Genomic DNA, 24,506 nt, shown 5'->3' on the forward strand with positions numbered 1-24,506 from the left:
CGACGTGAACGACAGCACCGAAGCGGACAAGGCGGCCCGTGTCAAACAGGAGATGGCCGGGGTGTTCGATCGTGGCGCCCCGAGTTACGACCGGACCGGCGTGGACTTCTTCGGCCCGATGGGACGGGAACTGGTGCGCCGGGCCGGCCTCCGTCCGGGTGAGCGGGTGCTCGACGTGGGCTGCGGACGGGGTGCCGTGCTGCTGCCGGCCGCCGACGCCGTCGGGCCGACCGGCCGCATCGTCGGCATCGACCTGGCCCCGACGATGGTCGAGCTGACCCGGGCCGACGTGGCCGCCGCCGGGCTGTCCCAGGTACGCGTCGAGGTCGCCGACGCCGAGGCCCCGCCGCTGCCGGAGGCCAGCTTCGACGCGGTACTCGCCGGACTCGTGGTCTTCATGCTCCCCGCACCCCTCGACGCGCTGCACGCCTACCGGCGGCTGCTCCGCCCCGGCGGACGGCTCGGCCTCACCACCTTCGCCGCCCACGACGCTCGCTTCGACGAGGCGCTGCGCACGTTGGCGCAGCACCTCCCCGAGGAGCACCGTCGGCCACCGACGGCCGGCCAGGAGCCGCTGTTCGGCACCGCCGAGTCGATCGCCGCGTCGCTCGAGGCCGCCGGCTTCCAGCAGGTCACGATCGACGAGGTGCCGTTCGAGAGCCGGTTCCGCGACGTCGACCACTGGACGGCGTGGGCGTGGTCGCACGGCGCCCGCGCACTGCTGGAACGCATTCCGGCCGACCGGCTGCCCGCCGCGCTCGCCGACGCGGCCCGGGTGCTGGCCCCGGCCGGCGGCGGCCTCGTCCTGACCACCACCGTCCGGTTCGCCTTCGGCGTAGCTGCGCCCGCACCCTCCGATAGCTAACTCATGACCGGCGACCCTACGGTCGGCAGATCGGAGCGGTCGTCCGTTCCCGTCGCGCCGGCATGCTCGACCGCTGCACGGCGGCGCCAGCGCCGGGTCAGCAGGCCATGCCTCGGGGCGAATAGCCAGGCGGCGAGGAAGACGGCGGTGGCGACCAGCACGATCGTGCCGCCGACCGGGGTGTCGTAGCTCCACGACAGGTAGAGCCCGACCAGGGCGGACGTGCCGCCGATCACGGGGGCGAGCAGCATCATCACACCGAGCCGGTCGGTGAGCAGCCGGGCCGCCGCCGCAGGGGTGATCAGCAGGGCCAGCACGAGGATGTTGCCGATGGTCTGTAGCGAGATCACCACGGCGAGGGTGACCAGCACGTAGAGGACGATGTCGAGCCAGAAGACCGACATGCCCAGCGAGCGGGCCATCTCCCGGTCCAGGCAGACCGCCACGAACTCCTTGTGCAGCGCGAAGACCAGCCCAAGAATTACCAGGCCGGTGCCGCCGACCAGATAGAGGTCCCGGTCCGGGATCCCGGTGATCGAGCCGAAGAGGAACTGTTGCAGCGATCCGGCGTACCCGGGTGCCTGCGAGATGATCACGATGCCGAGGGCGAAGGCGGCGACGAGGAAGACGCCGATCAGGGAGTCCTCCTTGAGCCGCCGGTTCTGCGCGAAGATCGCGATCAGCAGAGCGGTCGCTATCCCGGCGACGGCACCGCCGAGGACCAGGCTGCCCTGTAGCACGAAGGCGACCGCGAGACCGGGGAAGACCGCGTGCGCGACGGCGTCACCGATGAAGGCCATCCCCCGGAGTACGACGTAGCAGCCGACGACGCCGCAGACGATGCTGGACATCACCGCGATGGCCAGCGCCTTGGGCAGGAAGGCGAGGTCGGGGTTGAACAGGTCGGTGAGAAAGTCGGTGATCGACACTAGGCCGCCCTCACGAGTTTCAACAGCGGGGAGGTCTCGCTGACCCCGAAGGTACGCATCCACACCTCGACGTCCTGGAGTTCGTCGGGTCGCCCGTCGGCGACGACCGTGCGGTTGAGCAGGACCAGTCGGGTGCAGGACTCCATCGCCGCGACCAGGTCGTGGGTGGTCATCAGCACCGCCCTCCCCTCGGCGGCGAGGCTGGCGAAGAGGTCGCCGAGCAGTTCCTGGGTGGGCATGTCGAGTCCGGTGAACGGCTCGTCGAGCAGCAGGATGCGCGGCGCCAGCGCGAGAGCACGGGCGACCAGGACACGTTGCCGTTGCCCGCCGGACAGCTCGCCGACCGGGCGCCGGCGCAACCCGGCGAGTCGCACCCGGTCGAGCGCCTCGCCGACGGCACGCCAGTCGGCGACACCGGGACGGCGGAGCAGACCGATCCGCCCGGTCCGGCCGGTCAACACCGCCTGCTCGACCGAAATGGGGAAGTCCCAGGTGAACTCGTGACGCTGCGGCACGTACCCGATGCCCGCCCGGCCGGGCCGGGACGGCTTCCCTTCCACCAGCACCCGGCCGGCCCTGGCGCGGACCAGCGCCAGGACGGCGCGGAGCAGGGTGGTCTTGCCCGCCCCGTTGGGGCCGAGCAGTCCCACCAACTCCCCCGGTTCGAGATGCAGCCGTACGTCCCGCAGCACCGGCCGGCCGCCGAGGTCCACGTCCAGGTTCGCGATCTCCAGCGCTCTCACGACCGACCGTCCGGCGTCGGCGTGCCGCGTTCACGCTCGGCCCGGCGCCTCGCCCCGGCGCCGCGGACCAGCACCACCACGAGGGCGGCCGCGAGCAGGACCGCGACTCCGACCAGCGCGGCGACCAGCGTCGTACCGGGACCACCGGACGCGTCGCCGGCCTCGGCTGCCCCGTCGCCCGGTGCGCCCTGCCCGGCGGGTGCGGAGACGTCCGCCACAGCGGCGAACGCCTCGTCCGCGCTGGCCGCGTCGCCGACCGCGAAGCGCAGCGTCCGGGTGGCGGAGACCTTCTCGCCACTGATCAGGTCGGCGGAGACCTGGACCGAGACCAGGTAGACACCGGGGGTGCTGAAGACCCAGTTGGCGTGGGTGTGGGTGTTGACCTCAACCCAGATCGGCTGGGCCGCCGGCTCGGCCGAGCGCCACAGCACCTTCGGCGCGGCGAAGTTGCCGGACTGGAGGAACGTGGTGAGGGTGCCCGGCCCGCGCACGCCGAGCAGGCTCAGCGTGATCCCCCGGTCGATGGTCTGCATCACCCGGGGATCCTGGCTGTTCCAGCCGAGCCATACCACTTCCTGGTCCTGGACCTGTGGCACCACGTGCACCCGCTTCCCGGCGTCGATGCCGAGGAAGGCGTACGCCGGATCGTCCGGCACGGGTTGCAACGCCGCGTCGGAGACCCGGAACACGGTCTCGTTGGGATCGCGCCACACCGGCTGGGCCTGGGTGCCGTCGTGCACCAGGAGGGTCCACTTGTCGTCGACGAAGCGAGGACCGATGTCCACGTGTCCGGTCGCCAGGGTCACCCGGCCGGTGGCCAGCGGTTGGTCCGCCGCGATCGACTGTCGGAGACCCGGACTCGGCTGTGCGACAGGTCCCGCACCCGGCCGCTCGGCGGAGACCGCACCCGGCCGCTCGGCGAGCGCCGGGCTGGGCGTCGCCGCCAGCAGGAGCATCGTTACCGCGACGCACCGCAGCACGCTCGTCGCCGCGCGGGCGCTCCGCCCGCGCGTCGGCCTCGGCGCCGCGTCCCGGCGCTGCCGACCGGCCCAGCGGCGCGATCGGGCTCGTCCTGCCGTCACTGCTTCCTCCCTCGTCGTGGCGTGCCCAGGCAGTCGTGGAGCGATTCGGCGTTGAACCGCATCATCTGCAGGTAGTCGGTGACCTCGTCGTCGAAGGTGTCGCCGTAGATCCGGCAGATCCGCAGCCCTTCCTCCCGGGCCACCTCGGTCAGCGTGGCGGAGCGGGCCGCCAGGTTCGGTTCCAGGAACACGGCGGGGATGTCGAGGTTGCGGATCGTCTCGGTGAGTCGGCGCCGGTCGGCCAGGCTCGGCTCGGTGGCCGGGTTCGGGGTGACGAAACCCGAGATCTCGATCCCGTACGCCTGGCCGAGATAGCCGAACGCGTCGTGGGTGGTGACCAGGTGCCGTCGCGGTGGCGGGATCCGGGCGATGGTGTCCCGGACGAAGGCGTCGAGTCGTTCGAGCTCGCCGACGTAGGTCGCGGCGTTGCCGCGGTACGCCGCCGCGCCCTGCGGGTCCACTCCGATCAGCGTGTCCCGGATCAGTTCCACGTAGGCGATGACGTTGCGGACGTTCTGCCACAGGTGCGGGTCGATCTCGCCGTGCACGTGCTTGCCGAGTACCGCCTGGGGTAGCTGGTGGACCTGGGTGCCCGGCCGCCCGAGGAACCGGTACCTGCGGTCGCCCGGCACCTCCCGCAGTGCCTTGTTCGGCACCTCGATCACGGTGCCGGCAGGGTCGTACACCCGCTGGTTGACCGTGCCGCCGCCCTCCGGATCGGCCAACAGATCGAGCCGACGCTGGTCGAGGTCGACGCTGATGTCCGCGTGCCCCGAGTTCAGCACCGCCGCACCCGCCAGCCCCGGCACCGAGTGCGGGTCCACCCCGACGGCGAAGGTGAAGACCTGCTCCCCCATCGGCACGGGCGCGGTGTCCGGGGTGACCGCGAGCTCTGCCCGCATGGTCAACCGGTAGACGCCCGGCTCGGTGAACGCCCAGCTCATGTGCGTGTGCGCGTCCGGTGGCAGGGTCGCGGTGTCGTCCCGATAGCCGTTGCCCGGGTCGAACCCGTCGGTGGAGTCGACATAGAATGACGGCTCGCCGAACGACTCGGTCAGATAGGCGACGAGCTTCCCGGGACCCTCCACCCCGGTAGCGTGCAGCAGCACGTCGGAGGAACGGTTGGCGCCGTGCGCCGCGCCGGTGCCCCGGACCCGCATACCGAGCCAGATGGTGTCCAGCGAGACGTCCTCGACCAGCGGGATGATCTCCGCCGCGTACTTCACCGCGCCCTCGGCCAGCGAGACGTTCGGTACGCCGTCGCGCAGGTTCGCGTCCAGGGCCTTGATGATCGCCTGCTCCTCGAGGAGCAGATAGTTGCTGAACGCGACGTCGGCGTACACGACGTTGCGGACGTTGCGCAGGGTCGGCTCGTAACTGTGCGGGTCGGCGCCGTCCGGTACCAGCGCGCTGACCCGTACCCGGTCCCCGCCGACATGGCCGACCAGATCGCGCAGGATGCCGGTGGTGGTGACGACCTGGAGCCGCTCGTCGTGCGCGCTCAGCGTCACCTCCGACCGGCAGCCGGCGGTCAGCACCGCGACCAGCAGCGACACCACCGCCGGCAGCAGCCGGGCGCGCGGAGCGGTGTGGCGAGCATGCGGGCGGGCCCGGGTGACGGCGGCAGCGGGCATCCGCGCACCTCCTCGCTCGGCGCTGCGGCGCCGGTCGGTCCCCGCCACCGTGCCGCGCGTCGCGCCGAACGATAACACGGAAATGGGAACGGTTATCAGATTTGAAAGGAGGTGGCTACGGTGTGGTGGTCGCCCCTGTGCCGGTCCTGACACGACGTCGTGCGGCGAGAAGCAGCAGCACACCGGCCAGCACGAGGAGGACCCCGCCACCCACCGCCGAAAGGATCCAGGACTCACCGGTACGCGGCAGCCTGCCGTCGCCACCGGAACCGTCGCCCGATTCATCACCCGATCCGTCACCGGAGCCGCCACCGAAGCCCGGACCCGGATCGGTGTCGTCGCCCACCGCTATCGCCAGGGTCCTGGTGTCGGTGACCACCCTGCCGTCCGTGGTGGTGCCGCTCATCTGCACCTTCAGCCGGTAGAGGCCCGGCTCGCTGAACGCCCAGCTGCCGTGTGCGTGCGTGTTCAGCGGGATCGCCAGCCGCTGCGGCAGCGCCTTGCTGGAGTCGAACAGCACGTCAGCGCCGCCGAACGAGTCCGTCGTGAAGAGCGTGAACCGGCCCGGACCGTCGACTCCGGCAAGAGCCCACGTCACATTGCCCCGGGTACTTGAGACCACCGACTCGTGCTGGGTGTTCCAACCCGGCCAGACAATCCCGGGTTGCTGCACCTGCGGTAGCACCCAGACCTCGTCGCCCTCCTCGCCGAGGAAATCCTTCCCGGCCGGGACCTTCGTCTTCGCGTTGTCCTTGACCTGGAGGACCACGTCGGCCAGTTCCCGCCACACCGCCGGGCTGACCGTGTCGTCCTTGATTCGAATCGTCCAGTTTCCACCCACGAGTTGTGGCCCCATGTCGACGTGCCCATCGGAGATCAGCTTGCGTTCGCCGGCCGCCGTGACGGCGTTCGCGCCCACCGGCTGGGTGGCCGAGGGCGTCGGCAGCGGTGCGGCCCGCGGCGGCGCGGGCGCCTTGGCCTTGGTCTGCGGCGACTGCCGGACGGTCTCGACCGGGGCCGCCGCGACGGGCGGCGGCAGCGCGGGTCCCGGCCGCAGCGCCGGGACAGTCACCTGGTACGTCACCTCGGCCGTCACCGTCTCGCCCGTCGTCAACGTCACCGACGAGCCGAGGGTGAGCCGGTAGTCACCGGCCGCGTCGAACGCCCAGACCACCGGAGTACGGGTCGCGACCGGCAGCGACGCCTCCCCGGCGCCCGCGCCGAGCAGTTGCCGGGCCGTGCCCAGGCCGGACACCGTGTAGGCGGTGAACCGGCCGGGTCCCTGCACCGCCTCCAGCGACACCGTCACCGCGTCGCCCCGGACGGCACCCCGGCCCACCCTCGTGGTGTCGAACCCGGGCATACCCACATCCCCGGAGGTCAGTGACCAGACCGGCTGACCGGGCGTACCGAGGAACGAGAACCGCGGGTTGTCCGGCACCCGTACCGTCAGGCCGCCCTCCGCGCTCAGCAGCACGTCGGCCGGATCGTGCCCGACCGCGTCCCGGGCGAGCTGGCTGGCGTCACGTACCCGCATCGAGAGGTCACCGTCGACGACGGAGAGGGACACCAGATCCGCCCCCGCCGGGTCGACCGGCGTCGGCGCGGCGCCCACCGGTTCGGCAGTGCCGGCCAGCGACAGTACGGCCAGGGCGAGCCCGGCCACGCCGACACGTACCACTGGTCTTCTTCTCATCTCCCTGCCTCGCTCCACTCGAAGATTTGTCCATGTCGCGGCCGGTTCGCCGGCACGTCTGGTCCGGGTCACGGTTCGGCGCCCGGGGCCAGCGGCTCGGATGCGGCAACCGGCGTACGCCTGTCCGGCTGCGGTGGTGAGTCCGCGCCATCCGGTTGTCCCGCCAGCACGGCGGCGGCTTCGGCGCGGCCCTGCTCGCGAGCCTCGGCGACGGCCTGGGCCAGGCGCCGGGCGGCACGGCGGCGCCGACGGCGACGGATCACCAGCAGGACACAGACCGCACTGACGACGAGTGCGCCGAGCACCAACTGAAGCCACGGCACGGCCCACACGGTGACCGTCTCCGACACCGCGACCGGCGGCGGATCGAGCACCTGATTTTCGACGGCTGTCGGAACGACGGTGGTGGTGACCGTGAGCCGGAGGAACGGCGCCACCCCGGGGAGCCGGACGGTGGTCTGGATCGCATGCCCCGGCAGGATCTCCGGCAACGCCGCGCCGGACGCGCTGCGGCCGCCCAGGCCGAGAAGCCCGGCCGACTCGACCGTCGGGGCTCCGGCGAGCCGCACGTTTCCGGTGTTCCGGATCGATGCCGTGGCGACGATCTCACCCCCGGCGAACGGGTTGCCGGACGCCCGGTGGTCTACCCGAAGGCCCTCCAGGGCCAGCGCCGGCCGCAGTTCGCCGGTGACGCGCAGGTAGATCCGTGCGCCGACCCGGTGGTCGACCGCGACCTGGTTGCCCTGCCCGTCGCTGGCGTTGGCGGCGAGCGAGGCCACGATGCCGCCGACGTGGTCGCCCGGGGTGGCGTTCTCCGGCACGGTCAGGGTGAACGGCACGTCCATCCGGGACGTCGACGGGATCGTCAGCGTCGGAGTGGTGAGCCGGACCCAGGAGCCCACGTCGACCGACCGCTGTCCGCCGGGCAGCAGGTCGAAGCCGCCCTGCGGTGTCGTGACCGCGTCGCTGGCGTAGAGCCGCAGGGTGAGCGGCCGCGCGGAGTGGTTGGTCACCGCGACGTAGTCCGTCACCGTGGCACCGGGATCGAGTTTGTAGCCGAAGCTCGCCCGCCCGTTGGGCCCGGTCGGACTCGACGGGGTCACCCCCCAGGTCACCGGCGCCGCCCGGGCGGGCGCGCTGCCGCTCGGCGACGGCGACGACGGCGACGGCGACGGTCCGGGCGCGGCGGCCGCCGGTACCACGCCAAGCACGGCTGCGCCGACGGTGCTGGCAACGGCGATGACGATGGACAGACGCATGGTGGGTGACGGATCCGTTCGGGTAGGGGCGTGGCCGGCGCCGGGGTCGCCCGGTGTCGGGGCGCCTGTGGTCGCCGGTCCGGCTCCCGGCACAGGCAAGACTATAAGCGCAATCGTTTTCGTTTTCATCTGGGTGCCGCCGCGTCCACTGAGGTCACCGGCGCACCACGTGGCTTCGCACGTGCCGCCATGCCGGCATGCCGATCACCGCCCGTCGCCCGGTGCGCGACGATCGGCGCGCAGGCACGTGCCACAAACCCCGTACAGGTCGCTGTGCTGCGGGTTGGGCACGAAGTCCTCGTCCGCGCGTACCTGCTGGAGCCAGCGGGTCACCGTGTCGCCGGACCGCTCCACGACCAACCCGCACACCTCGCACACCAGGTGGTGGTGCGGCCCGTCGCGGCAGTGCCGATACGTCAGCTCACCGTCGCGGTGGAAGACGTGCACCCGTCCCGCGTCCGCCAGCGCGTGCAGGGTGCGGTACACCGTGGTCAACCCGACCGCCTGGCCGTCCGCGCGCAGCCGCTGGTAGATCGCGATCGCGCTCGCCGGGTGGTCATGACCGTGCAGCGCGTCGAGCACCAGCCGGCGCTGGGCCGTCGGCGCCAGGCCGGCCGCCCGCAGCTCACCGATCAGCTCACGCTGCTGGTCCGGCCCGCGCCGCTGGTGGATGCTCATCATGGCGTCACGAGGTGAGTCGACTGGGTTGCCCGGCTCTCGCCCGCGACCGGCACAGCCACTCGGCCGTACCGGTCGGCCGACAACCCGAGGGCGCCGCCTGCGCGCCAGCACGCCAGGCAGGGGTTGGGGACCATGGCGCACAGGCTATACGGTAATGAAAACCAGGATCAACTGGTTCTGCTGGATATCTGCCGGAGACCGTCGGGGCGCCGGTCGTCCCGACTCCGGGGGGCCGGCGTCCCCACGGGTCAGAACGTCCGAGGTAGCTGATCTCCGCCGGTACCCCTGATCTCAAGGGTGTGGCCAACTTGGTCCGGGTCACCGCCCCGGCCGGGTGAAACAGTCGGGGCGGCGACGTCGGCGGCGAAGGGGGCCACCGGGCCGGCAGGACGATCTCCACCGCCGGAAACCGGGACGTCAGTGCGCCGACAGCGTTCCGCTGATCTCGTTCGGAATCGCATCGAGCGTCACCGAACGGACAACCTTGCCGGTGGCGAGGTCGAGCCGGTGCACCGTCCTGGTGGCCGGTTCGGTGATGTACGCGTCGTTCCCCCGGGCGAAGAGCGCCGGGCGTGGCTCCTGCCAGTTCATCGGCTCCTTCCACGCGGCGACCACCGGCCACGAGTTGGTCAGCTTCCCGGAGGTGGGATCGACCACGTGCAGCTTGCCGTCGGTCCCGAGGATCAGCCCCTCGCCCTGTGGACCACGGGCCAGCGAACGGAAGCTGTAGCTGGCGCCCGCCGGCATCGGCACGACCTGGATCTTCTGGGCGGCGGTGTCGACGAGCGCGAACTGCTCGGGGAACTCCCGTTCCGCGTCGGGGTCGATTTTGTAGTCGCCGAGGAGGACCGGCGACTTCTCCGTGCCGACCTGGGTGGCGATGGCGCCGTACGCCCGATCGCTCTTGACCTTGACGAAGGCGCCGTTCTTGAACAGCAGCACGCCGTCCTGGCAGCCGAGGGCCACGACCTCACCCCGCGCGACCGCCTCGCCGTGCACGCCGGGGCATTCCTCGCTGCGGGCGATCTCCTTGCCATCCTTGTCCACCGCGATCGCGCCCGGGCGCGACTCCTCGGTGCCGAGGGTCACCACGAGGGTGCCGTCGGCGAGTTCGATGGCCACGCCGTGGTGTGGTTGGGCGGTCTTGTACTGCCGTCCGTGGGGCTTGCCGTCCGCGAGCGCCTTCGGGTCGAAGCTGTTCACCTCTCCGCTGCCGTCGGTGAACAGGATGGTGCGGTCGCCGTGCAGCACCACGTGGCCGGGTTTGGCGCCCGGGTAGGTGACGTCGGTCATCTTGCCGACGACCGCGTCGAGCATCCGGAACCCGGACTCGGTGGAGACGACGACGTTGGTGTCGTTGCCGGCCGGGTTCACCCGGTTGAAGCCGGGCAGAGCGACGTTGTGCACCACCTCCAGCGCCTCGCCGTCGAGCACGTAGATGCCGCCCTCGTAGGTGATCGCCACCGGCTCCTTCAGTGCGGCCTCGGCGGACGATTCGGCCGGCGATCCGTTCTCACCGCCCGCGCCGGAAGCGCACGCGGTGAGCGCCAGCGAGGCGGCCACCAAGGCGACCAGGCCACGCGTTCTGCGATGGGTCACTACATCCTCCCAATATGAAACTGACAACGATTTTCATTAGAGAGTACCGGAGGGTTCCCGGACTCGACTCAGGGGGTGGTCAGCCGGAGAGGCCGTGGATGATCGCCTCGGTGTTGAAGCGCATCATCTCCAGGTAACTCGGGGCATCGCCGTCGGCCTCGCTGAGGGACTCGGAGTACAGGGCGATCACCTGGACCTGGATGCCGGCCTCCGAGACGAGCACTTCGGCCAGCCGCGCCGGCTGCGAGGTGTCGGCGAAGATCGCCGGCACCCGGTGTGCCTTGATGGCGGTGACCAGCGAGGCGAGGTCGGAGGCGCTCGGCGACGCGAGCGTCGTACCGCTGGGGATGATCGCGCCGATGACCTTGAAATCGAAGCGTTCGGCCAGATAGCCGAAGACGTGGTGGTTGGTGACCAGGACGCGGCGTTCCGCCGGGATGTCGGCGAAGCGCCGCGCCAGGCTCTCGTCAAGTTCGCCGACCCTGCTCGCGTACGCGTGTGCACGCTCCCGCACCACGCCGGCGTCCACCCCGTCGACGTGCCCGATGATCTCGTCGGTGAGCAGCCGCACCGCCGTGACCACCCGGGCCGGATCCGTCCAGAAGTGCGGGTCCGGTCCTCCGGCGGCGTCGCCGTCCTGGTACTCCATCGGTTCGATTCCCGCACCTACCTCGACGGTGTCGACGCCTTGGTCCTTCGCCGCCTCGACGTGTTGCAGGACGCCTTCCTCGAGCCCCAGACCGTTGTAGACGACGAGATCGGCCGTTTGCATGGCGTGCGCCTCCCGGGCCGAGATGGCGAACGAGTGCGGGTCGGCGTTCGGTTTCATCAGTACCCGCACCTCGGCCTGGTCGCCGACGATCTCGGTGACGATGTCGCCGAGGATGTTCGTGGTCACCACGATGTGCGAGCGATCCGGCGAGGTGCAGGCAGCGCCGCCGGCCAGCAGGCCGGCGGTGACGGCGAGCGCCGTCATCAGTTTTCGTGTCCTCATCGGCCGACCTCCACGGCAAGATCCGGTTGTTCGGCGACCCGTAGTGTGCGGGCGGTGCGCAGCCCGTCGCGGTAGTCGATCTCGTGGATGACCCGGGCCTGCGGATCGGCGAGGTAGGCGCGGTTGACGTCCAGCGTCAGGCTGGCGGCGCGCAGCGGCTTTTCGGCGAGGACCCTGCCGGTTTCGAGGTCGTAGCTGATCAGCACGTCGGAGGCGTCGAGCGCCAGCACCGTGCTGCCGTCCGCGGGCGACGCGACGGCCACCAGTTCGCGACCGGTGGCCGGCACGTACCGCAGGCTGGCCTTGGCCGCGTTCACCGACCAGATGCCGGTGCGGTCCGCCAGCGCGGCCTCGTTACTGCGCGGGCGGTACCCGAACCCGTTCGGCGACACCGGGGTACGCGGGGAGGCCAGCACCTTGGCGGTGAGCTTGTCGCCTTCCCGCTTGACGCGTACGAGACTGTTCTCACACGCGAGGACGGCGCCGCCGCGCAGGACTGCCCAGCCGCGCGGTGCCGCGCAGGGCGTCTGCAGGGCGCCGGTCGGGCGGCCCTGCGCGTCCATCGCGACGATCCGGTTGGCCGGCTGTCGCGGGTCGTCGCCGACGGCGACGAGGAGCTGGTCCGCGTAGGGTACGGCCAGCGCGGTGGAACTGGTCGAGTCGATCGTGGCCAGCCTGACCAGCTTGCCGGCTTCGAGTTCCCGGCGGTCCAGGACCGTCACCTGTCCGTCGGCGGTGCCGATCGTGGTGTGGGCCGCGAAGCCGGCGATCGTCCTGATCGGGGCGCCCAGCGACAGTGTGCCGACGGACCGGGCCGCCGCCCGGTAGTAGTGCACGTGGTCGGTGTGGTCGACCGTCCACACTCCGGAGTCGACGACCTCCAACGCGTGGTCGCCGTCGTCGACGTAGACGAAGCGGCCGTCCTCGGTGAGCCGCTCGGCGCCGACCGACAGCCCGATCTCCTTCTCCGACCCGGTGCCCAGGTCGAACAGGCGCAACCGCTGGGAACCGCGGGGGGCGTACGCGATGGCCGACTGCGCCTCGGACAGCTCCTCGGCGCCTTCGACGTAGCCGTGCGGCGTCTCCTCGACATCCTGTGGTTGTCCGGTCGAGCCGCACGCGGACATCGCGAGCGTGAGGCCCAGGCTGACCGCGCCGAGAAGCTGCCCGGCCCTGCTGATGATCACTGACTTCCTTCCGTCGCGGGATTGGCGGTGAGTGCCGGCGGCCGATGGCGTCGCACCGTTGCCGTGATCCGGCGCGTGCCGAGAATCGCGAAGAACATCAGTACGGCGACGGCGGCGATGGTGGCTCCGGCGGCGGTCGCCGCGTACCAGGAGATCCACAGGCCGATCACGGTCGCGGCCGAGCCGATAACGAAGCTGGTGAGCATCACCGCCGGGAGACGGCGCGCGACGAGCATCGCCGCCGCCGAGGGCGCGATCAGCATGCCGAAGGCGAGCAGTGTGCCGACGACGCTGAAGGCGACCGCCATCGTGATGGTGAGCAGGGTCAGCATCACGGCGTTGGCGATGTCCGGGCGCAGGCCGAGGGTCCGGGCCTTGCGAGGGTCGAAGGTGAGCGCCAGGAACGGCCGGTAGCAGATGGCGGAGGCCACCGCGACCACGGCGAAGGCGGCGGCGAGTAGCAGCAGGTCGGGCCAGCGGATCGCCAGTACGTCGCCGAACAGGAACGCGGTCAGGTCGGTCGCGAACGACCGCGAGTGCGAGACGACGATCACCCCGACCGAGAGCATCCCCACGAAGAGCAGCCCGATGCTGGTGTCGCGCCCGAACTCGCGGCTGTGCCGCAGCGCGTTGACGCCGAGCGCCATGGCGAACGCGCTCGCGGCGGCCCCGACGACGAGGCTGCCACCGAGGATCGACGCGATGGCGACCCCGGGCAGCATGCCGTGGCTCATCGCCTCGCCGAGGAATGTCATCCCGCGGGCGATCACCCACACCCCGACCAGCGCGCAGACGGCGGCCAGCAGCACCCCGCCGACCAGTGCGCGGACGACGAAGGACACGGCGAACGGTTCGAGCAGTGACGCCATCACCCGGCCCACTATAATGCAACTGAAAATCGATATCTTTAAGGGGCGGCGTTGAGCATCGAGATCCTGACCGCCGAGCAGGTGGCATTCCGGTACGCCGGCACCCCGGTGCTGCACGACGTGAACCTGCGTGTGCAGGCCGCGTCCATGCTTGCCGTGACCGGCGCGAACGGCTCCGGCAAGAGCACCCTGCTGCACCTGTTGGCCGCCGTCGAGACACCGACCTCCGGCAGCATCCGGCGGCAAAGCGGGTGTCGACTGGCCCTGCTCCCGCAACGCACCAGCGGCATCGACGCGCTTCCGCTGACCGTGGCCGAATGCGTACAGATCGGACGGTTCACTCCGTGGCGACGCCTCAGCCGTAGTGACCGCGCCGCAGTGGCCGCGATCATGGAGCGGCTGGACCTGGGCCCCCTCGCCCGCCGGCGGCTCCGCGAACTCTCCGGCGGGCAGCGTCAACGCACCCTTCTCGCGCAGACGCTCGTCCAGGTCGCCGACATCTACGTCCTGGACGAGCCCACCGTCGCCCTCGACGAGGCAAGCCGGCTACACGTCCACGACCTGCTCGCCGAACGGGTCCAGGCCGGCGCGGCGGTGATCTTCGCCAGTCACGACGCCACCGAGGCCACCCTCGCCGACCGCACCGTCCGACTGGCGGGCGTCACCGGCGGCACCCTACTCACCACCTGAAACCTCCGGCACCTGGACGGAACCTTCTTGCCCGGACCGCTTGGGGACCTGGACGGGAGCTTCCTGCCCGGAGAGCTTCGGGACCGGGACGGAAGCTTCCTGCCCGGACCGCCTGCCTCGGCGGTGCGCCGGTTCCGGTAGCCGCAGGCGCAGTCGACCGTTGTCGTCGACGCCGACCTCGGCCGCGACACCGTAGACGTCGTGCAGTAGCCGGTCGGTGAGGATGTCCTCCGGCGGGCCGGCGGCGGCGACCGTGCCCTGGTGCAGCACGACGAGCCGGTCGCAGTACGCGGCGGCGAGTTCGATGTCGTGCAGGGCGGCGACGACGGTGACACCGAGGCCACAGACCAGGTCCAGGACCGCCAGTTGGTGGGCGAGATCCAGGTGGTTGGTCGGTTCGTCGAGCAGCAGCAGCCGTGGTTGCTGGGTCAGTGCCCGGGCGAGCTGGACCCGCTGGCGTTCCCCGCCGGAGAGCGTGGCCACCGACCGGTCGGCGAGGTCGTCCAGGCTGCACCGCCGCAGCGCCTCCGCGACGATCCGCTGGTGGTCGGCGCCGACACCGCCGAGCGCGGACTGGTGCGGCACCCGGCCCAGCGCGACCAGGCCGGTGACGGTGTGTTCGAGGTCGGTCGGGATGTCCTGGGTGAGTACGGCCACCTGGCGGGCGACCTGCCGGGCGGGCTGGCGCCACACGTCCGCCCCGTCGACCAGGACGGTGCCGCCGGTGGGGCGGTTCCGCCGGTAGACGCAGCGGAGCAGGCTGGACTTGCCGCTGCCGTTGGGCCCGAGCAGCCCGACGATCTCGCCGGGCTCGACGGCGAGGTGCACGTCGCGGACGATCGTCCGGCCACGGGGTCCCCAGCAGACGCCGTCCAGCTCGAGCCGGGCCGGCGTGCGGTGGTCCGGCACGGGACGGTCCGGCGTGAGGTCGGTCGCTGTCACGAGCGTGCCCCGGTCACGAGCCTGCCCGGTCACGAGCGTGTCCCGGTCACGAGCGTGCCCTCCGGAGCAGGTAGAGGAAGAAGGGGGCGCCCAGGAGCGCGGTGATGACACTGATCGGCACCTCGTCGGGGTCGTTGACGACGCGGGCGGCCAGGTCGACCCAGACCAGGAAGACCGCACCGGCGAGCGCGGCCACCGGCAGCAGGCGCCGGTGGTCGGGGCCGACGAGCAGCCGCATGGTGTGCGGGACGATGAGGGCGACGAAGCCGATGCCGCCGGTGACCGAGACCAGGCTGGCGGTGACCAGGGCGCAGCCGACGACGAGCTGGCGGCGTACCCGGTCGCCGTCCACGCCCAGGCTGGCGGCGGTGTCGTCGCCGAGGGTCAGCGCGTTGAGCCGGGTGATGTTGGTGACGAACCAGACGCCCGCCGCCCCGGTCACGGCGGCGGCGACCGGCAGGTGCCGCCACTCGGTGCCGGCCAGCCCGCCGAGGGTCCAGTGCAGCGCCGAGCGGACGTCCCGGTCCGGTGTGGTGAGCACGAGGTACTGGGTGACGGCTTCGCAGAGCGCGGCGACGGCGACGCCGGCCAGGATCAGCCGGACCGTGCTGGTGCGGCCGAGGGCGAGGACTGCGGCGAAGGCGGCGATCGCCCCGACGAAGGCTCCGGCCGGCACCGAGACGAGGCCGAGTGGGGCCAGGCCGATCAGCATGACGCTGACGGCGCCGAGCGACGCCCCGGAGGTGACCCCGATGATGTACGGGTCGGCCAGCGGGTTGCGCAGCACGGCCTGAAGTACGGCGCCGACCAGCGCAAGCCCGGCGCCGGTGACGGCACCCAGCAGTACGCGCGGCAGCCGGATCCCCCAGACGATCGCCCGGTCCGGGCCGAAGATCCCGGTACCGTCGGCGACGCCGAGTTCGTGTCCGACGACGCGCCACACCACGTCGAGCGGGATGGCGACCGGGCCGAGGCTGACTGCCGCGGCGACCGAGGCGACCAACCCGGCGGCCAGCACGGTCAGCCAGCCGGCGAGCGGGAGACGACGCGCCCCGGCCCTGGTCGCGGCGACCAGGGCGGGGGCGGCGGTGCGGGCGGTCACTCAGCCGAGTCCGGCGACGATGGTCCGCAGGGCCCGGCCAGAACGCAGGCCCGGCTGGTTGTCGTTGACCGGGACGACGATGAACCTCTTCTCCTTGACGGCGGTGACGCCCTGGATCGGCGGGTAGCCGCTCAGGAAGGCGATCGCCGCGTCGGCCGGTTCGAAGGCCTGGTCCTCGATGAGGATCGCGTCCGGATCGCGCTTGACCAGTTCCTCCCAGTTGACCTGGCCGAATCCGGTGGTCTCGGGAAAGGCGTTGCTGGCGCCGGCCCGGCGCAACAGGTCGTCCACCAGCGACTGTGCTCCGGGGGTCGTCGGCTTCTCCTTGCCGCCGGAGTAGACGAACACCGTCGGGTTACCGGCGACCGGCTTGACGGCGTCGATCTCGCCGCGCAGCTTCGTGACCAGCTCGTCGGCCTTCTCCGGGGCGCCGAGCAGGTCGCCGAGGTTCTTCAGGTCCGTGTAGGTGTCGTCGACGGTGGCCTTGTGGCCCGTGCATGCGCCGGAGAGCAGGTACGAGTTGACCCCCTCCTCGGCGAGTTTCGCCCGGTCACCGAGCGCCTTGGGCCCGTAGTCGTCGGGATAGGCGCTGACGACGAGTTCGGGGCGGGCGGCGAGCACCGTCTCCTTCGACGGCGGCGGAAACGCCTTCTCGGCGATGATCTGCACACCCTGCATTTCCCCGGCGTACTCCGGCAGCAGCTCGCCCGGAGCGACCGTGCCGACCAGCCGATTCCGCTGCCCCAGCGCCAGGATCATCTCGGTCGCCGGGGTGCTGGAGGTGACGATGCGCTGCGGCGCCTGCCGGTAGGTGTACTGCTGGCCGCAGTTGGTGAGCGTCTTCGGCGCGGCGGCGTCGCCGGTCGCGGCGGTGGTCGGCCCGGCCTGGTCGCCACAGGCGGTCAGGGTCGCGGCCAGGGAGAGGGAGAGAACTCCCGCGATCGTATGTCTTCTCATTGTCGTCCTTCTTTCTCGTACAGCAGGTGACGCAGGGCGGCCCGGCGGAGCCGGTCCGGGTCGGGTACGCCGAGGGCGTCGGCGACGACGTCCGCGGGACTGTTCGGGGGTAGCCCCGCCCGCCCGGCGCACCACGACCAGACGTCGGCGTCGGTCAGCCCGAGGGCGGCCGGTTCCGGGGTACCACCGAGGCGTTCGCAGCAGGCGGCGACGTCGCGGGCCCGGGCCAGGCGTCCCGGCAACTGCCCCCACAGCCGCAGGGTGTCGATGATCGCCGCGGGCAGGCGGTCCTCCACTGCGGCGCAGGTGTGCACAAGTGCGGCCTGGTCGGCCGCCAGTTCGCCGAGGGCGTCGGCGTCGAGGTCGGCGAGCGCGTCGGCCGGCACGTGCTCACGCAGCCGGTCCACCCATTCCGCGCGTGCCCCACCCGTCGGGCGTGGCCCGGTGCCGACGGCGACGAGGCGCAGCGTCGCGGCCTGGGCCAGGTCGGGATAGTCGCCGTCGAGGTGGACGCCGTCGAGCAGGTCCGCCTCCACCGCCGGATCCAGGGCGGACGCCGGGCGGGCGAGTTGGAGGTGTTCGGTCCGCTCGACGCGGGGCGGTGCGGCGGGTGGGTGCACGCCACCGCTGGCGATCAGGTCGAGCAGTGCGCGGGCGTCCGCCGCCTTCACGTCGCGCCGGCCGTCGCTGAGCCAGGTGGCGAACCCGGGCGGGGCGAGCGGGAGCAGCGCCGGCCAGCGCCGGTGCGGGTAGTGCAGCCGTTTGGCGGCCGTGAGCATCCGGTCGCCGGCCTGCGGCCCGAGTACGCCGTCGGCGACGGCCGCCGCGACGGTGGCGCGGATGTTGACCATGGCCTCGCTGACCGGCCGGTGGCCGTCCTCCGCGCCGAGGTGTGCGACGGCGACCTCGTCGTCGTCGGTCAACTGCCCGTCGCGCACCCTCCGGTAGACCTCGCCGACGCCGACCATGCCGAACGGTGCGAGTTCGGCGGCGCGCAGCGCGCCCATGCTCGCCGCGCCGGCCACGGCGACGCCGCGTTCGAGGGCGTACAGGATTTCCTTGTGCCAGACAGCGGGGACGCGCTCGTAGCCGCCGTCGATGATGGCGAGAAGCCGGGGTCGGGCGGCGAGGGCGCGCAGCACGTCCCCCTGGGCGACCGGTGGCAGGACCTCCGCGTCGAGCCGCCGGGCCACCTCGTCGGCGGGCAGGGTCGGGCCGACGAAGACGACGATCTCAGCCACGCCCCATCACCGCCCTGGCGCGCTCGCCGGGCAGGGTGCCGCCGCCGGTCAGCGCGGTGATCCCTTCGAGCCCCGGCACCACCACCTTGAGCACGGGTACGCCGATGTCCGGTCGGGTGAGGTCGACGGCGACCGGCTCGGCGAGCCCTGCCGTGGCCAACCGGTCCAGCAGCCAGTCCAGGTCGGCGCGGAGGGTGTCGTGCGTGACCCCCCAGCCGCCCGGCCAGGAACGCATGTCGCGGGCGGCGTCGCGGAGCTGGTCGCGTACCCGGGTGGCGGTCTCCACGTCGACGGCGGCGGAGTAGTCGTCCCGGCGGACGTCGTCGCGGACGCCGGAGATCGTGATCAGCCGGCTCTGCGCCGCCTCGGTGACCGCCCGGGAGAGCGCCACCTCGGCACAGGGGTGGCAGCCGAGGCCGGCGGCGGGCGGCAGTGGCCGGAACGGGTCCGGCTCAGCCTCCACCAGGTAACACAGCACGGCCGGTACGCCGATGTCGGAGCTGATGTCGTACAACGCGATCTCCGTTCCCGCCGCGACGCAGCGGTCCAGCAGCTCCCGGGGCTCGGCGGCGGTGACGCTGGCCGGATCGATCCGGGTGCCGGCCTGCTCCGTCAGCTCCCACAGCGCGGCGGCGTCCCGCTCGATCACCTCGCACAGGGCGTGCACGATCGCCTCGCTGGCGGTGTTGCCGCTGGCCAGACCGTTGGAGTCCCGGGACAGCCCGGCCGGGGTGAGCCCGGCGGACAGGGTCAGGTCCAGCCCCACGACGTCGTACGGCACCGCCACGGGAGCGCCGTCCCGCACCCGGTGCCCGGTCAGCCAGAGCAGCGCCGTGTACTCGTCCACCGTGGACGTCGCAATGCGGGGCAGCGCCCACGGCGCGACGGCGCGGGGCAGCTCGGCGTGCCGGGCCAGCCGCATCGACAGGTCGACGCGTTCGGCGTGGTCGTGTTCGAGTGCCTCCATCGCGGCCGAGACCCGGCTGGCCAGCGGGGTGGCGCCCTTGCCCTGGCTGACGGCGAGGCTGCGCGAGTTGGGCCGGTAGGCGGTGGCGACGGGTATCCCGATGATGTCCAGGCCGGTGATGTCGGCGACCCGGGTGACGCCGACGTCCGGCAGCAGCGGTGCGACCCGTCGCCAGGTCTCCGCCAGGGTCGCGGCGCGGTGCGTACCGTGCCGCTGCGCCTTGGCGGCGACGGGTTCGGTGAGCCAGCGGGCGGTTTCGACTTCAGACATGGGGCACCGGAAGGAGACAGGGTCGGTCGGGAAGGGGATCGGCACCCGCCCCGAGGAACGGGAAGGCCGCCGGTGCCGTCGAGCGCAGGCCGGGCACGACGACCCGGACGACCGTGTAGCCAGCGGTGGCGACGTCCGGGGTGGTGAGATCAACGGTGAGCGCTGCGAGGCCACGAGCGGCGAGGACGGTGTCCAGGTCGGGGCAGGCGGACGCCGCCCAGCCGTGGCGTTCCGGGACGGGAGCACCACCGGCGAGCCGGTGGGTGACGGCCTCGGCGATGCGGGGGTCGGCGAGCAGTTGCGCGTGGCAGACGATGTCGGTGGCGTCGGAGAGGTCGGGGGCGTACGTGTCGCCGTACCGGCGGTCCGGCCGGTACGGCCGCAACGGCTGCCAGTCCAGCGACCCGCCCGCTACCAGCTGTACGGTGCGCAGGCTCTGGCACGCCTCGGCGGCGGCCTTGCCGGCGGCGGAGTCGGCGTCGTCGGCGAGGGCGCAACCGACCCCGAGCAGCCCGTCCCCGTCCTCGACGACGGCCAGCACCACCGGTGCGAAGAGCAGGTTCGGCACCGCCCGTAGCTGTCCGGGGAAGCCCGCGACGGTGCGCCGCAGGAGCGGAAACCGGGTGCCGGCATGCCAGCAGGTGGCCAGGGCGTGGCGTTCGACGACCTCGGCCAGCGCGGCCGCCCGAGCCCGTCCCGGCGTCGGCCCGGCCGCGACGCCGGCCGCCACCGGCAGATGCGCAGCCGCCTCGGGCAGATGCGCAGCCGATACAGGCGGGGGCGCAGCCGATACAGGCGGCGCAGCCGATACAGGCGGCGCAGCCGATACAGGCGGGTGCGCAGCCGCTCCGGTCGGTGGTGCGGCGAGCGTGCAGAGCGACGCCGGCACCCAGGTCCGCTCCTGGTGCGGGTCGGTGCCGGCGAGCCAGTCGATCGGGTCGGTCCGGGCGATGCCGGTGAACGGGACGGTCTGGTCGGCGCGGTACAGGGCGAGCAGGTGCGGATCGACCGCCCGGCGGCCGCGTTCCGTCATGCCGTGCCAGGTGTCCAGCCGGGTCGGCTGCGGGGTGTGGTGACCGCAGTAACGCTCGGCCGCCTCGCCGAGGGCGGCGGCGGTGGCGGCGTCCGGGGAGGTCCACGACGCTCCGGAGACGGTGGGGCGCCCGCCGGCCGGGCCGAGCCAGGCGAGGTCGGCGTGCGTGACGTGTAGGCCGGCCGGCAGGCGTTCGTGGTGCAGCGCGGTGACGAGGCCGGTCCGCCGATCGGTGATCATGTGTGCGGTAGCGGGACGCGGTTGACGTCCGCCTCGGCCAGCGGCGCCGTGCGCAGGCCGAGCCGGACCGGGTCGGTGTAGAGCCGGCTGCCGCCGAGGAAGGGGAAGGCCGCCGGCGGGTTGCCGTAGGTGCCGGGGGCCACCACCCGGACGACGGCGACCCCGGCGGCCTCGGCGTCCGGGGTGGTCACGTCCACGGCGACCGCCTCGATGTCCTGGCCGGCCAGCCGGTGCAGGTAGCCGGCCCGGATGTCGCCGTCGAGGTGCGGCAGGTCGTCGAGGCGGACCATCTCCTCCCCGCCGGTGATCGGGTCCAGGTGTGCGTGCATTGCCGGGTCGAGCCAGAGCTGGCCGTGGCAGCCGAGGTCCACCACGTCGGACCAGTCCGGCCGGTAGGAGCGGGTGTAGCTCCGGTCGGCCCGCCAGGGGTGGAAGACCGTCCCGTCGATAAGTCCGGCGCCGGCCGCTTGCCAGATCTCGCCGTCCGGGTCGAGCAGGCCGAGGGCGTACCGGCGCAGCGTCACCGCCTCGGCGAGGGCCTTGGCGACCGCGGCGGCGGGCTCGGGTCGGGCGGCGACGCCGAGGGCGGTGATCCGCAGTTCAGGGTCGTCGATCAGCACGCCGAGGACGGAGACGTCGAACACGGTCGGGATGGCGACCACCCGGTAGCGAATGTCGGCGGAGGTGCCGGCGGCGCGGGCCCAGCCGGAACCCCGTTCCGGGTCCGGGACCAGCAGGCGGGCCAGTGCCGGGTGGGCCACGTCGACCGGGCGGGCGGGGATCCTGTTGGCCCACCAGACGACTGTGGCGTCCCGTTCGATCACCTCCTCCAGGGCGGCGGTCTCGGCGGCGGCGCGGGTCGGCCCGGCCGCCAGCCCGGAGAGCATCGAGAAGTTGGTACGGGGTTCGTCCGTTCGCGGCGGTAGCAGCCAGTTGACGTAGACCAGTGACGCCGGCACCGCCGTCGGGGTGCCGTCGGCGAGCGTGTAGCCGGTCGTCCACAGCACTTCGAGGTCGCCGGTGAAGGGCTGGAACGGAAAGCCGGGCTGCGCGTACTGGGCCGGGGAATGCAGGGCCAGTGTCGTCGGGTCGACGGCGTGCTCTCCGGCGGCGAGTAGTTGCCGGTGGCTGGCCCGGCCCAGCCCGGCGGGGACGAAGTTGCCGCAGTAGCGTTCGACCGCCTCCCCCACGGCGGCCCGGTGCGCGTGTTCCGGATCGGCGAACGCGGTGCCGGTGGCGACCCGGTCCGCCGGCCACGGCAGGTGGCGCATCATGTCGGCGACGTCCGCGACGACGATGTCGAGGCCGGACGGCCACCACTGTTCGGCCGGCAGCCGGACGGTGCCCCGTACGACGCCGGTCCGGGTGTCGATCAGCGCCTCCACGGCTACCGCTCCTCGGGTGTGGGCGCGCGCAGGACGATCCCGTCGACGGTGAGCGTCGCCGGCGCGGGTGGGCGGGGGTGTCTCGGGTGGCGGCTGGTGGTGATTTCCAGCCGCAGCCGGTGTCCTCGGGGGAGGTCGACGGCGACCGGACGGCAGCCGATCTCGACCGCCCACGGGCCGCAGGGGACCGAGGTGGCGCCGTCGGTCAGCACAGTCCGGACTCCGGCCGGGGTCTCGTGCACGAGGGTGGCGACGAGCTGCGACGCGGCCTCCGACCGCCCGGAGACCAGGCACACGGCGGCACCGTGGTAGCTGAGCGGCCCCGGCACGCTGGACACGAGGGCGCCGGGGAGGTCCGTGAGCCGGCCGAGATCCGCCGAGTGCGGCAGCGACGGGTACGGCCGTTCAGGGTCGGCGGTCAGGACGCCGGGGTCCCCCGTGAGCAGTGTGCGGACGGGTGCCGCCGTCGTCACCGGGGAGCCGTCGCGCCAGTCGCCGCTGCCGAGCCAGAGCGTCCGGCAGCGGTGCAGCGTCCCGGTGAGCCACCGCAGGGTGAGGGTCGACGGGTCCGGTTCGACCGGTACGTCGATCGCGCACTCCTCGGCGAGTTCGTGGGTCAGCGGGGAGACCCAGCCGCCGACGTGGCAGGTGGCCTCGGCGGCGAGCGCCGCATGCCGCAGGGTCGCCGGCACCGACCGGCAGTACCAGCTGCCGAGGTGCAGCGACGGCGCCCGGCACGCCGCCACCGCCTGCTCGACACGCCCCACCGGCGTCGCGGTATCGGTGGCTCGCGGCGGCCACGGCCGGATGTCGACCGGCCACCGGGCTGCCAACTCCTCGTCGTCCAGCGGCAGCTCGGTGACGGCGGTCGCCAGCGGGGTCAGGCCGGGATGGCCGATCCGGCCGGTGCCGTGCTCGGTGCGCCACCACAGTTCGCCGTCGACCGGTGGGGACGCGTCGCCGGGTGGCCACGGCTGCCGGCTGACCACGCCGGCCACCGCCGGATGGCCGCTGGCGCACCACGCGGCGTACGCCTCGTATCCGGTGCCGCAGAGCACCACCCGCCCGTTCGACCAGGGCCGCCCGGCGACCCAGTCGACGGTGGCGTGCCCGTCGGCGGTCTCGTCCGCTCCGGCGACGAACCCGCCGTCGGAACGGAAACGGCCACGGACGTCCTGCAGCGCCACGGCGAAGCCGGCCGACGCGTACGCCGCCGCTTCCGGCCACAGCCCCGGCGTGCCGTACGGGGTACGCACCAGGACCGTGGTCGCCGGCTCCTCGGGCAGCCACACGTCGGTGGCCAGACCGCAGACGTCGATCCCGAGCCTGATGTTCACGGCGCCTGCTCCATCAGGTCCGGCGGTACCGGCAGCACCGGGTGCCGGCGCAGTACTCCGGCGGCGGGGTCCATTCCGTACTGTGTCCGCTCCCCGGGCACGGGGCGGCCGGCCAGGTATGCGCGCACGTCCGCGGCGATGAGGCCGGCGACCACTGCCGCTCCCGCCGGGTCGGGCGGCCCGGCCGGTCGTCCGCCGGAGTCGAGCCACGCCCAGTAGGCCAGCAACTCGTCCGGGAACGGGCTGGCTGCCAGCCGTCGCAACCGCAGGTCGGCGTAGCTCGGTCCAGCACCCGGTACGGAGAGGGGCCCGGCGTACCAGCGTCCACCCTCGGCATAGCCCCGGTGCCAGGCGATCCCGGCCGCCGCGCACTCGGCGTCCAGCCGGCACCAGCGACTGTCGGGCAGCCAGTCGGCGCACGCCACGACCACCGCCGCGCCACCGATGCCGTCGGTCCGCTTCGCGTCCAGTAGCTGGCAGAGCTGGTCGACCAGCACACCGTCACCCAGCAGGGCCACCGGCCCGGCAGATGCCTTCGGTTCCTCGGCGAGCAGCGCCTCGTCGGCCAGCACGTCGAGCAGTCCGGCGGCATCGGGATCCCGCGCGACCGCCGCGTCCGGGGGAAGGTCGCCGGAGAGCAGCGACGCGATCAGGTCCCGGCGACCGGGCTCGACATCGATGGCAATAAACTCCTCACCCGGCGTGACGAGCAGGAAACCGTCGGCCGTGGGAACGACACCGGCGCCCCGCGAAAGACGCAGCGGGCGGTCGGCCAGGGACCAGTCCATAGCTCCTCGTCAGCGA

The 24,506-nt window shown here is 72.6% G+C and carries 22 protein-coding genes; 2 read left to right on the top strand and 20 right to left on the bottom strand.

Translation table 11 applies throughout. The annotated features are described in order from the left end of the window. The first annotated feature begins 52 nt into the window (after positions 1–52). Positions 53–865, top strand: a complete 813-nt coding sequence (locus ACN28A_RS34420) for a class I SAM-dependent methyltransferase (RefSeq protein WP_421404803.1) — start codon at positions 53–55, stop codon at positions 863–865. On the opposite strand, the gene ACN28A_RS34425 is transcribed toward ACN28A_RS34420, so the two are convergent. The 11 genes from ACN28A_RS34425 to aztB all read right to left on the bottom strand — a co-directional run bounded on the left by ACN28A_RS34425 (position 862) and on the right by aztB (position 13,538). Continuing rightward, the gene (locus ACN28A_RS34425) at positions 862–1,794 is read right to left on the bottom strand and encodes an anchored repeat-type ABC transporter permease subunit (protein WP_421402652.1); all 933 of its coding nucleotides are present in this window, start codon (positions 1,792–1,794) and stop codon (positions 862–864) included. The two genes, ACN28A_RS34420 and ACN28A_RS34425, sit on opposite strands and share 4 nt — an antisense overlap. Continuing rightward, positions 1,794–2,507: an anchored repeat-type ABC transporter ATP-binding subunit gene (locus ACN28A_RS34430; protein ID WP_421404805.1), complete on the bottom strand. Its 714-nt coding sequence runs from the start codon at positions 2,505–2,507 to the stop codon at positions 1,794–1,796. The genes ACN28A_RS34425 and ACN28A_RS34430 overlap by 1 nt, the downstream gene beginning before the upstream one ends. A 26-nt stretch (positions 2,508–2,533) precedes the next feature. Beyond that, complete coding sequence (locus tag ACN28A_RS34435) at positions 2,534–3,493, bottom strand: choice-of-anchor M domain-containing protein (RefSeq protein ID WP_421404807.1); 960 nt, start codon at positions 3,491–3,493, stop codon at positions 2,534–2,536. Positions 3,494–3,615: 122 nt separating this feature from the next. Beyond that, positions 3,616–5,253 carry an anchored repeat ABC transporter, substrate-binding protein gene (locus ACN28A_RS34440; RefSeq protein ID WP_421402654.1) on the bottom strand — a complete coding sequence of 546 codons (1,638 nt, stop codon included), beginning with the start codon at positions 5,251–5,253 and terminating at the stop codon, positions 3,616–3,618. Between the two features lie 115 nt (positions 5,254–5,368). Then, complete coding sequence (locus ACN28A_RS34445) at positions 5,369–6,949, bottom strand: TIGR03773 family transporter-associated surface protein (protein WP_421402656.1); 1,581 nt, start codon at positions 6,947–6,949, stop codon at positions 5,369–5,371. A 68-nt stretch (positions 6,950–7,017) separates the two neighbouring features. Then, positions 7,018–8,208 (bottom strand): WxL protein peptidoglycan domain-containing protein, encoded by a 1,191-nt coding sequence (locus tag ACN28A_RS34450; protein ID WP_421402658.1) that lies wholly within the window; start codon positions 8,206–8,208, stop codon positions 7,018–7,020. A gap of 204 nt (positions 8,209–8,412) precedes the next feature. Next, complete coding sequence (locus ACN28A_RS34455; protein ID WP_421402660.1) at positions 8,413–8,889, bottom strand: Fur family transcriptional regulator; 477 nt, start codon at positions 8,887–8,889, stop codon at positions 8,413–8,415. 417 nt (positions 8,890–9,306) lie between these two features. Then, on the bottom strand, positions 9,307–10,488 hold the full coding sequence (aztD, locus tag ACN28A_RS34460) for a zinc metallochaperone AztD (RefSeq protein ID WP_421402662.1): 1,182 nt from the start codon (positions 10,486–10,488) through the stop codon (positions 9,307–9,309). Between the two features lie 79 nt (positions 10,489–10,567). After that, on the bottom strand, positions 10,568–11,482 hold the full coding sequence (gene aztC / locus ACN28A_RS34465; RefSeq protein ID WP_421402664.1) for a zinc ABC transporter substrate-binding protein AztC: 915 nt from the start codon (positions 11,480–11,482) through the stop codon (positions 10,568–10,570). Then, positions 11,479–12,669: a hypothetical protein gene (locus ACN28A_RS34470; RefSeq protein WP_421402666.1), complete on the bottom strand. Its 1,191-nt coding sequence runs from the start codon at positions 12,667–12,669 to the stop codon at positions 11,479–11,481. The genes aztC and ACN28A_RS34470 overlap by 4 nt, the downstream gene beginning before the upstream one ends. Continuing rightward, positions 12,666–13,538 (bottom strand): zinc ABC transporter permease AztB, encoded by an 873-nt coding sequence (aztB, locus tag ACN28A_RS34475; RefSeq protein WP_421404809.1) that lies wholly within the window; start codon positions 13,536–13,538, stop codon positions 12,666–12,668. Before aztB ends, ACN28A_RS34470 begins: the two co-directional genes overlap by 4 nt. 51 nt (positions 13,539–13,589) lie before the next feature. Between aztB and aztA the strand changes: the two genes are divergently transcribed. Continuing rightward, entirely contained in the window at positions 13,590–14,228 is a 639-nt protein-coding gene (gene aztA / locus ACN28A_RS34480) for a zinc ABC transporter ATP-binding protein AztA (RefSeq protein WP_421402667.1), read from the top strand. Here the strand turns inward: aztA and ACN28A_RS34485 are convergent. The 9 genes from ACN28A_RS34485 to ACN28A_RS34525 are packed head-to-tail and all read right to left on the bottom strand — an operon-like array spanning position 14,214 to position 24,490. Next, positions 14,214–15,170, bottom strand: a complete 957-nt coding sequence (locus ACN28A_RS34485; RefSeq protein ID WP_421402669.1) for an ABC transporter ATP-binding protein — start codon at positions 15,168–15,170, stop codon at positions 14,214–14,216. The two genes, aztA and ACN28A_RS34485, sit on opposite strands and share 15 nt — an antisense overlap. Before the next feature lie 46 nt (positions 15,171–15,216). Beyond that, complete coding sequence (locus ACN28A_RS34490) at positions 15,217–16,272, bottom strand: FecCD family ABC transporter permease (protein ID WP_421402671.1); 1,056 nt, start codon at positions 16,270–16,272, stop codon at positions 15,217–15,219. Continuing rightward, the gene (locus ACN28A_RS34495; protein ID WP_421402673.1) at positions 16,273–17,229 is read right to left on the bottom strand and encodes an ABC transporter substrate-binding protein; all 957 of its coding nucleotides are present in this window, start codon (positions 17,227–17,229) and stop codon (positions 16,273–16,275) included. Continuing rightward, positions 17,226–18,470: a TfuA-like protein gene (locus tag ACN28A_RS34500; RefSeq protein ID WP_421402675.1), complete on the bottom strand. Its 1,245-nt coding sequence runs from the start codon at positions 18,468–18,470 to the stop codon at positions 17,226–17,228. Before ACN28A_RS34500 ends, ACN28A_RS34495 begins: the two co-directional genes overlap by 4 nt. Next, complete coding sequence (locus tag ACN28A_RS34505; RefSeq protein ID WP_421402677.1) at positions 18,463–19,707, bottom strand: YcaO-like family protein; 1,245 nt, start codon at positions 19,705–19,707, stop codon at positions 18,463–18,465. Before ACN28A_RS34505 ends, ACN28A_RS34500 begins: the two co-directional genes overlap by 8 nt. Further along, positions 19,700–20,980, bottom strand: coding sequence for a YcaO-like family protein (locus ACN28A_RS34510; protein ID WP_421402678.1), 1,281 nt, complete (start codon positions 20,978–20,980; stop codon positions 19,700–19,702). The genes ACN28A_RS34505 and ACN28A_RS34510 overlap by 8 nt, the downstream gene beginning before the upstream one ends. After that, positions 20,977–22,365 (bottom strand): YcaO-like family protein, encoded by a 1,389-nt coding sequence (locus ACN28A_RS34515; protein ID WP_421402680.1) that lies wholly within the window; start codon positions 22,363–22,365, stop codon positions 20,977–20,979. Before ACN28A_RS34515 ends, ACN28A_RS34510 begins: the two co-directional genes overlap by 4 nt. Before the next feature lie 2 nt (positions 22,366–22,367). After that, positions 22,368–23,702: a CocE/NonD family hydrolase gene (locus tag ACN28A_RS34520; RefSeq protein WP_421402682.1), complete on the bottom strand. Its 1,335-nt coding sequence runs from the start codon at positions 23,700–23,702 to the stop codon at positions 22,368–22,370. Continuing rightward, positions 23,699–24,490: a hypothetical protein gene (locus ACN28A_RS34525; protein WP_421402684.1), complete on the bottom strand. Its 792-nt coding sequence runs from the start codon at positions 24,488–24,490 to the stop codon at positions 23,699–23,701. The genes ACN28A_RS34520 and ACN28A_RS34525 overlap by 4 nt, the downstream gene beginning before the upstream one ends. Between the last annotated feature and the right edge of the window lie 16 nt (positions 24,491–24,506).

It is taken from the genome of Plantactinospora sp. WMMB782, from assembly GCF_049179135.1.
Lineage (GTDB): Bacteria > Actinomycetota > Actinomycetes > Mycobacteriales > Micromonosporaceae > Plantactinospora.

Excerpts from the sequence above, each read along its gene's own strand:
- ACN28A_RS34420 (WP_421404803.1), top strand. The coding sequence starts at position 53 with ATGGCCGGGGTGTTCGATCGTGGCGCCCCGAGTTACGACCGGACCGGC.
- ACN28A_RS34435 (WP_421404807.1), bottom strand. The coding sequence starts at position 3,493 with ATGCTCCTGCTGGCGGCGACGCCCAGCCCGGCGCTCGCCGAGCGGCCG.
- ACN28A_RS34440 (WP_421402654.1), bottom strand. The coding sequence starts at position 5,253 with ATGCCCGCTGCCGCCGTCACCCGGGCCCGCCCGCATGCTCGCCACACC.
- ACN28A_RS34445 (WP_421402656.1), bottom strand. The coding sequence starts at position 6,949 with ATGAGAAGAAGACCAGTGGTACGTGTCGGCGTGGCCGGGCTCGCCCTG.
- ACN28A_RS34450 (WP_421402658.1), bottom strand. The coding sequence starts at position 8,208 with ATGCGTCTGTCCATCGTCATCGCCGTTGCCAGCACCGTCGGCGCAGCC.
- ACN28A_RS34455 (WP_421402660.1), bottom strand. The coding sequence starts at position 8,889 with ATGATGAGCATCCACCAGCGGCGCGGGCCGGACCAGCAGCGTGAGCTG.
- aztC (WP_421402664.1), bottom strand. The coding sequence starts at position 11,482 with ATGAGGACACGAAAACTGATGACGGCGCTCGCCGTCACCGCCGGCCTG.
- aztB (WP_421404809.1), bottom strand. The coding sequence starts at position 13,538 with ATGGCGTCACTGCTCGAACCGTTCGCCGTGTCCTTCGTCGTCCGCGCA.
- ACN28A_RS34495 (WP_421402673.1), bottom strand. The coding sequence starts at position 17,229 with ATGAGAAGACATACGATCGCGGGAGTTCTCTCCCTCTCCCTGGCCGCG.
- ACN28A_RS34505 (WP_421402677.1), bottom strand. The coding sequence starts at position 19,707 with ATGTCTGAAGTCGAAACCGCCCGCTGGCTCACCGAACCCGTCGCCGCC.
- ACN28A_RS34510 (WP_421402678.1), bottom strand. The coding sequence starts at position 20,980 with ATGATCACCGATCGGCGGACCGGCCTCGTCACCGCGCTGCACCACGAA.
- ACN28A_RS34525 (WP_421402684.1), bottom strand. The coding sequence starts at position 24,490 with ATGGACTGGTCCCTGGCCGACCGCCCGCTGCGTCTTTCGCGGGGCGCC.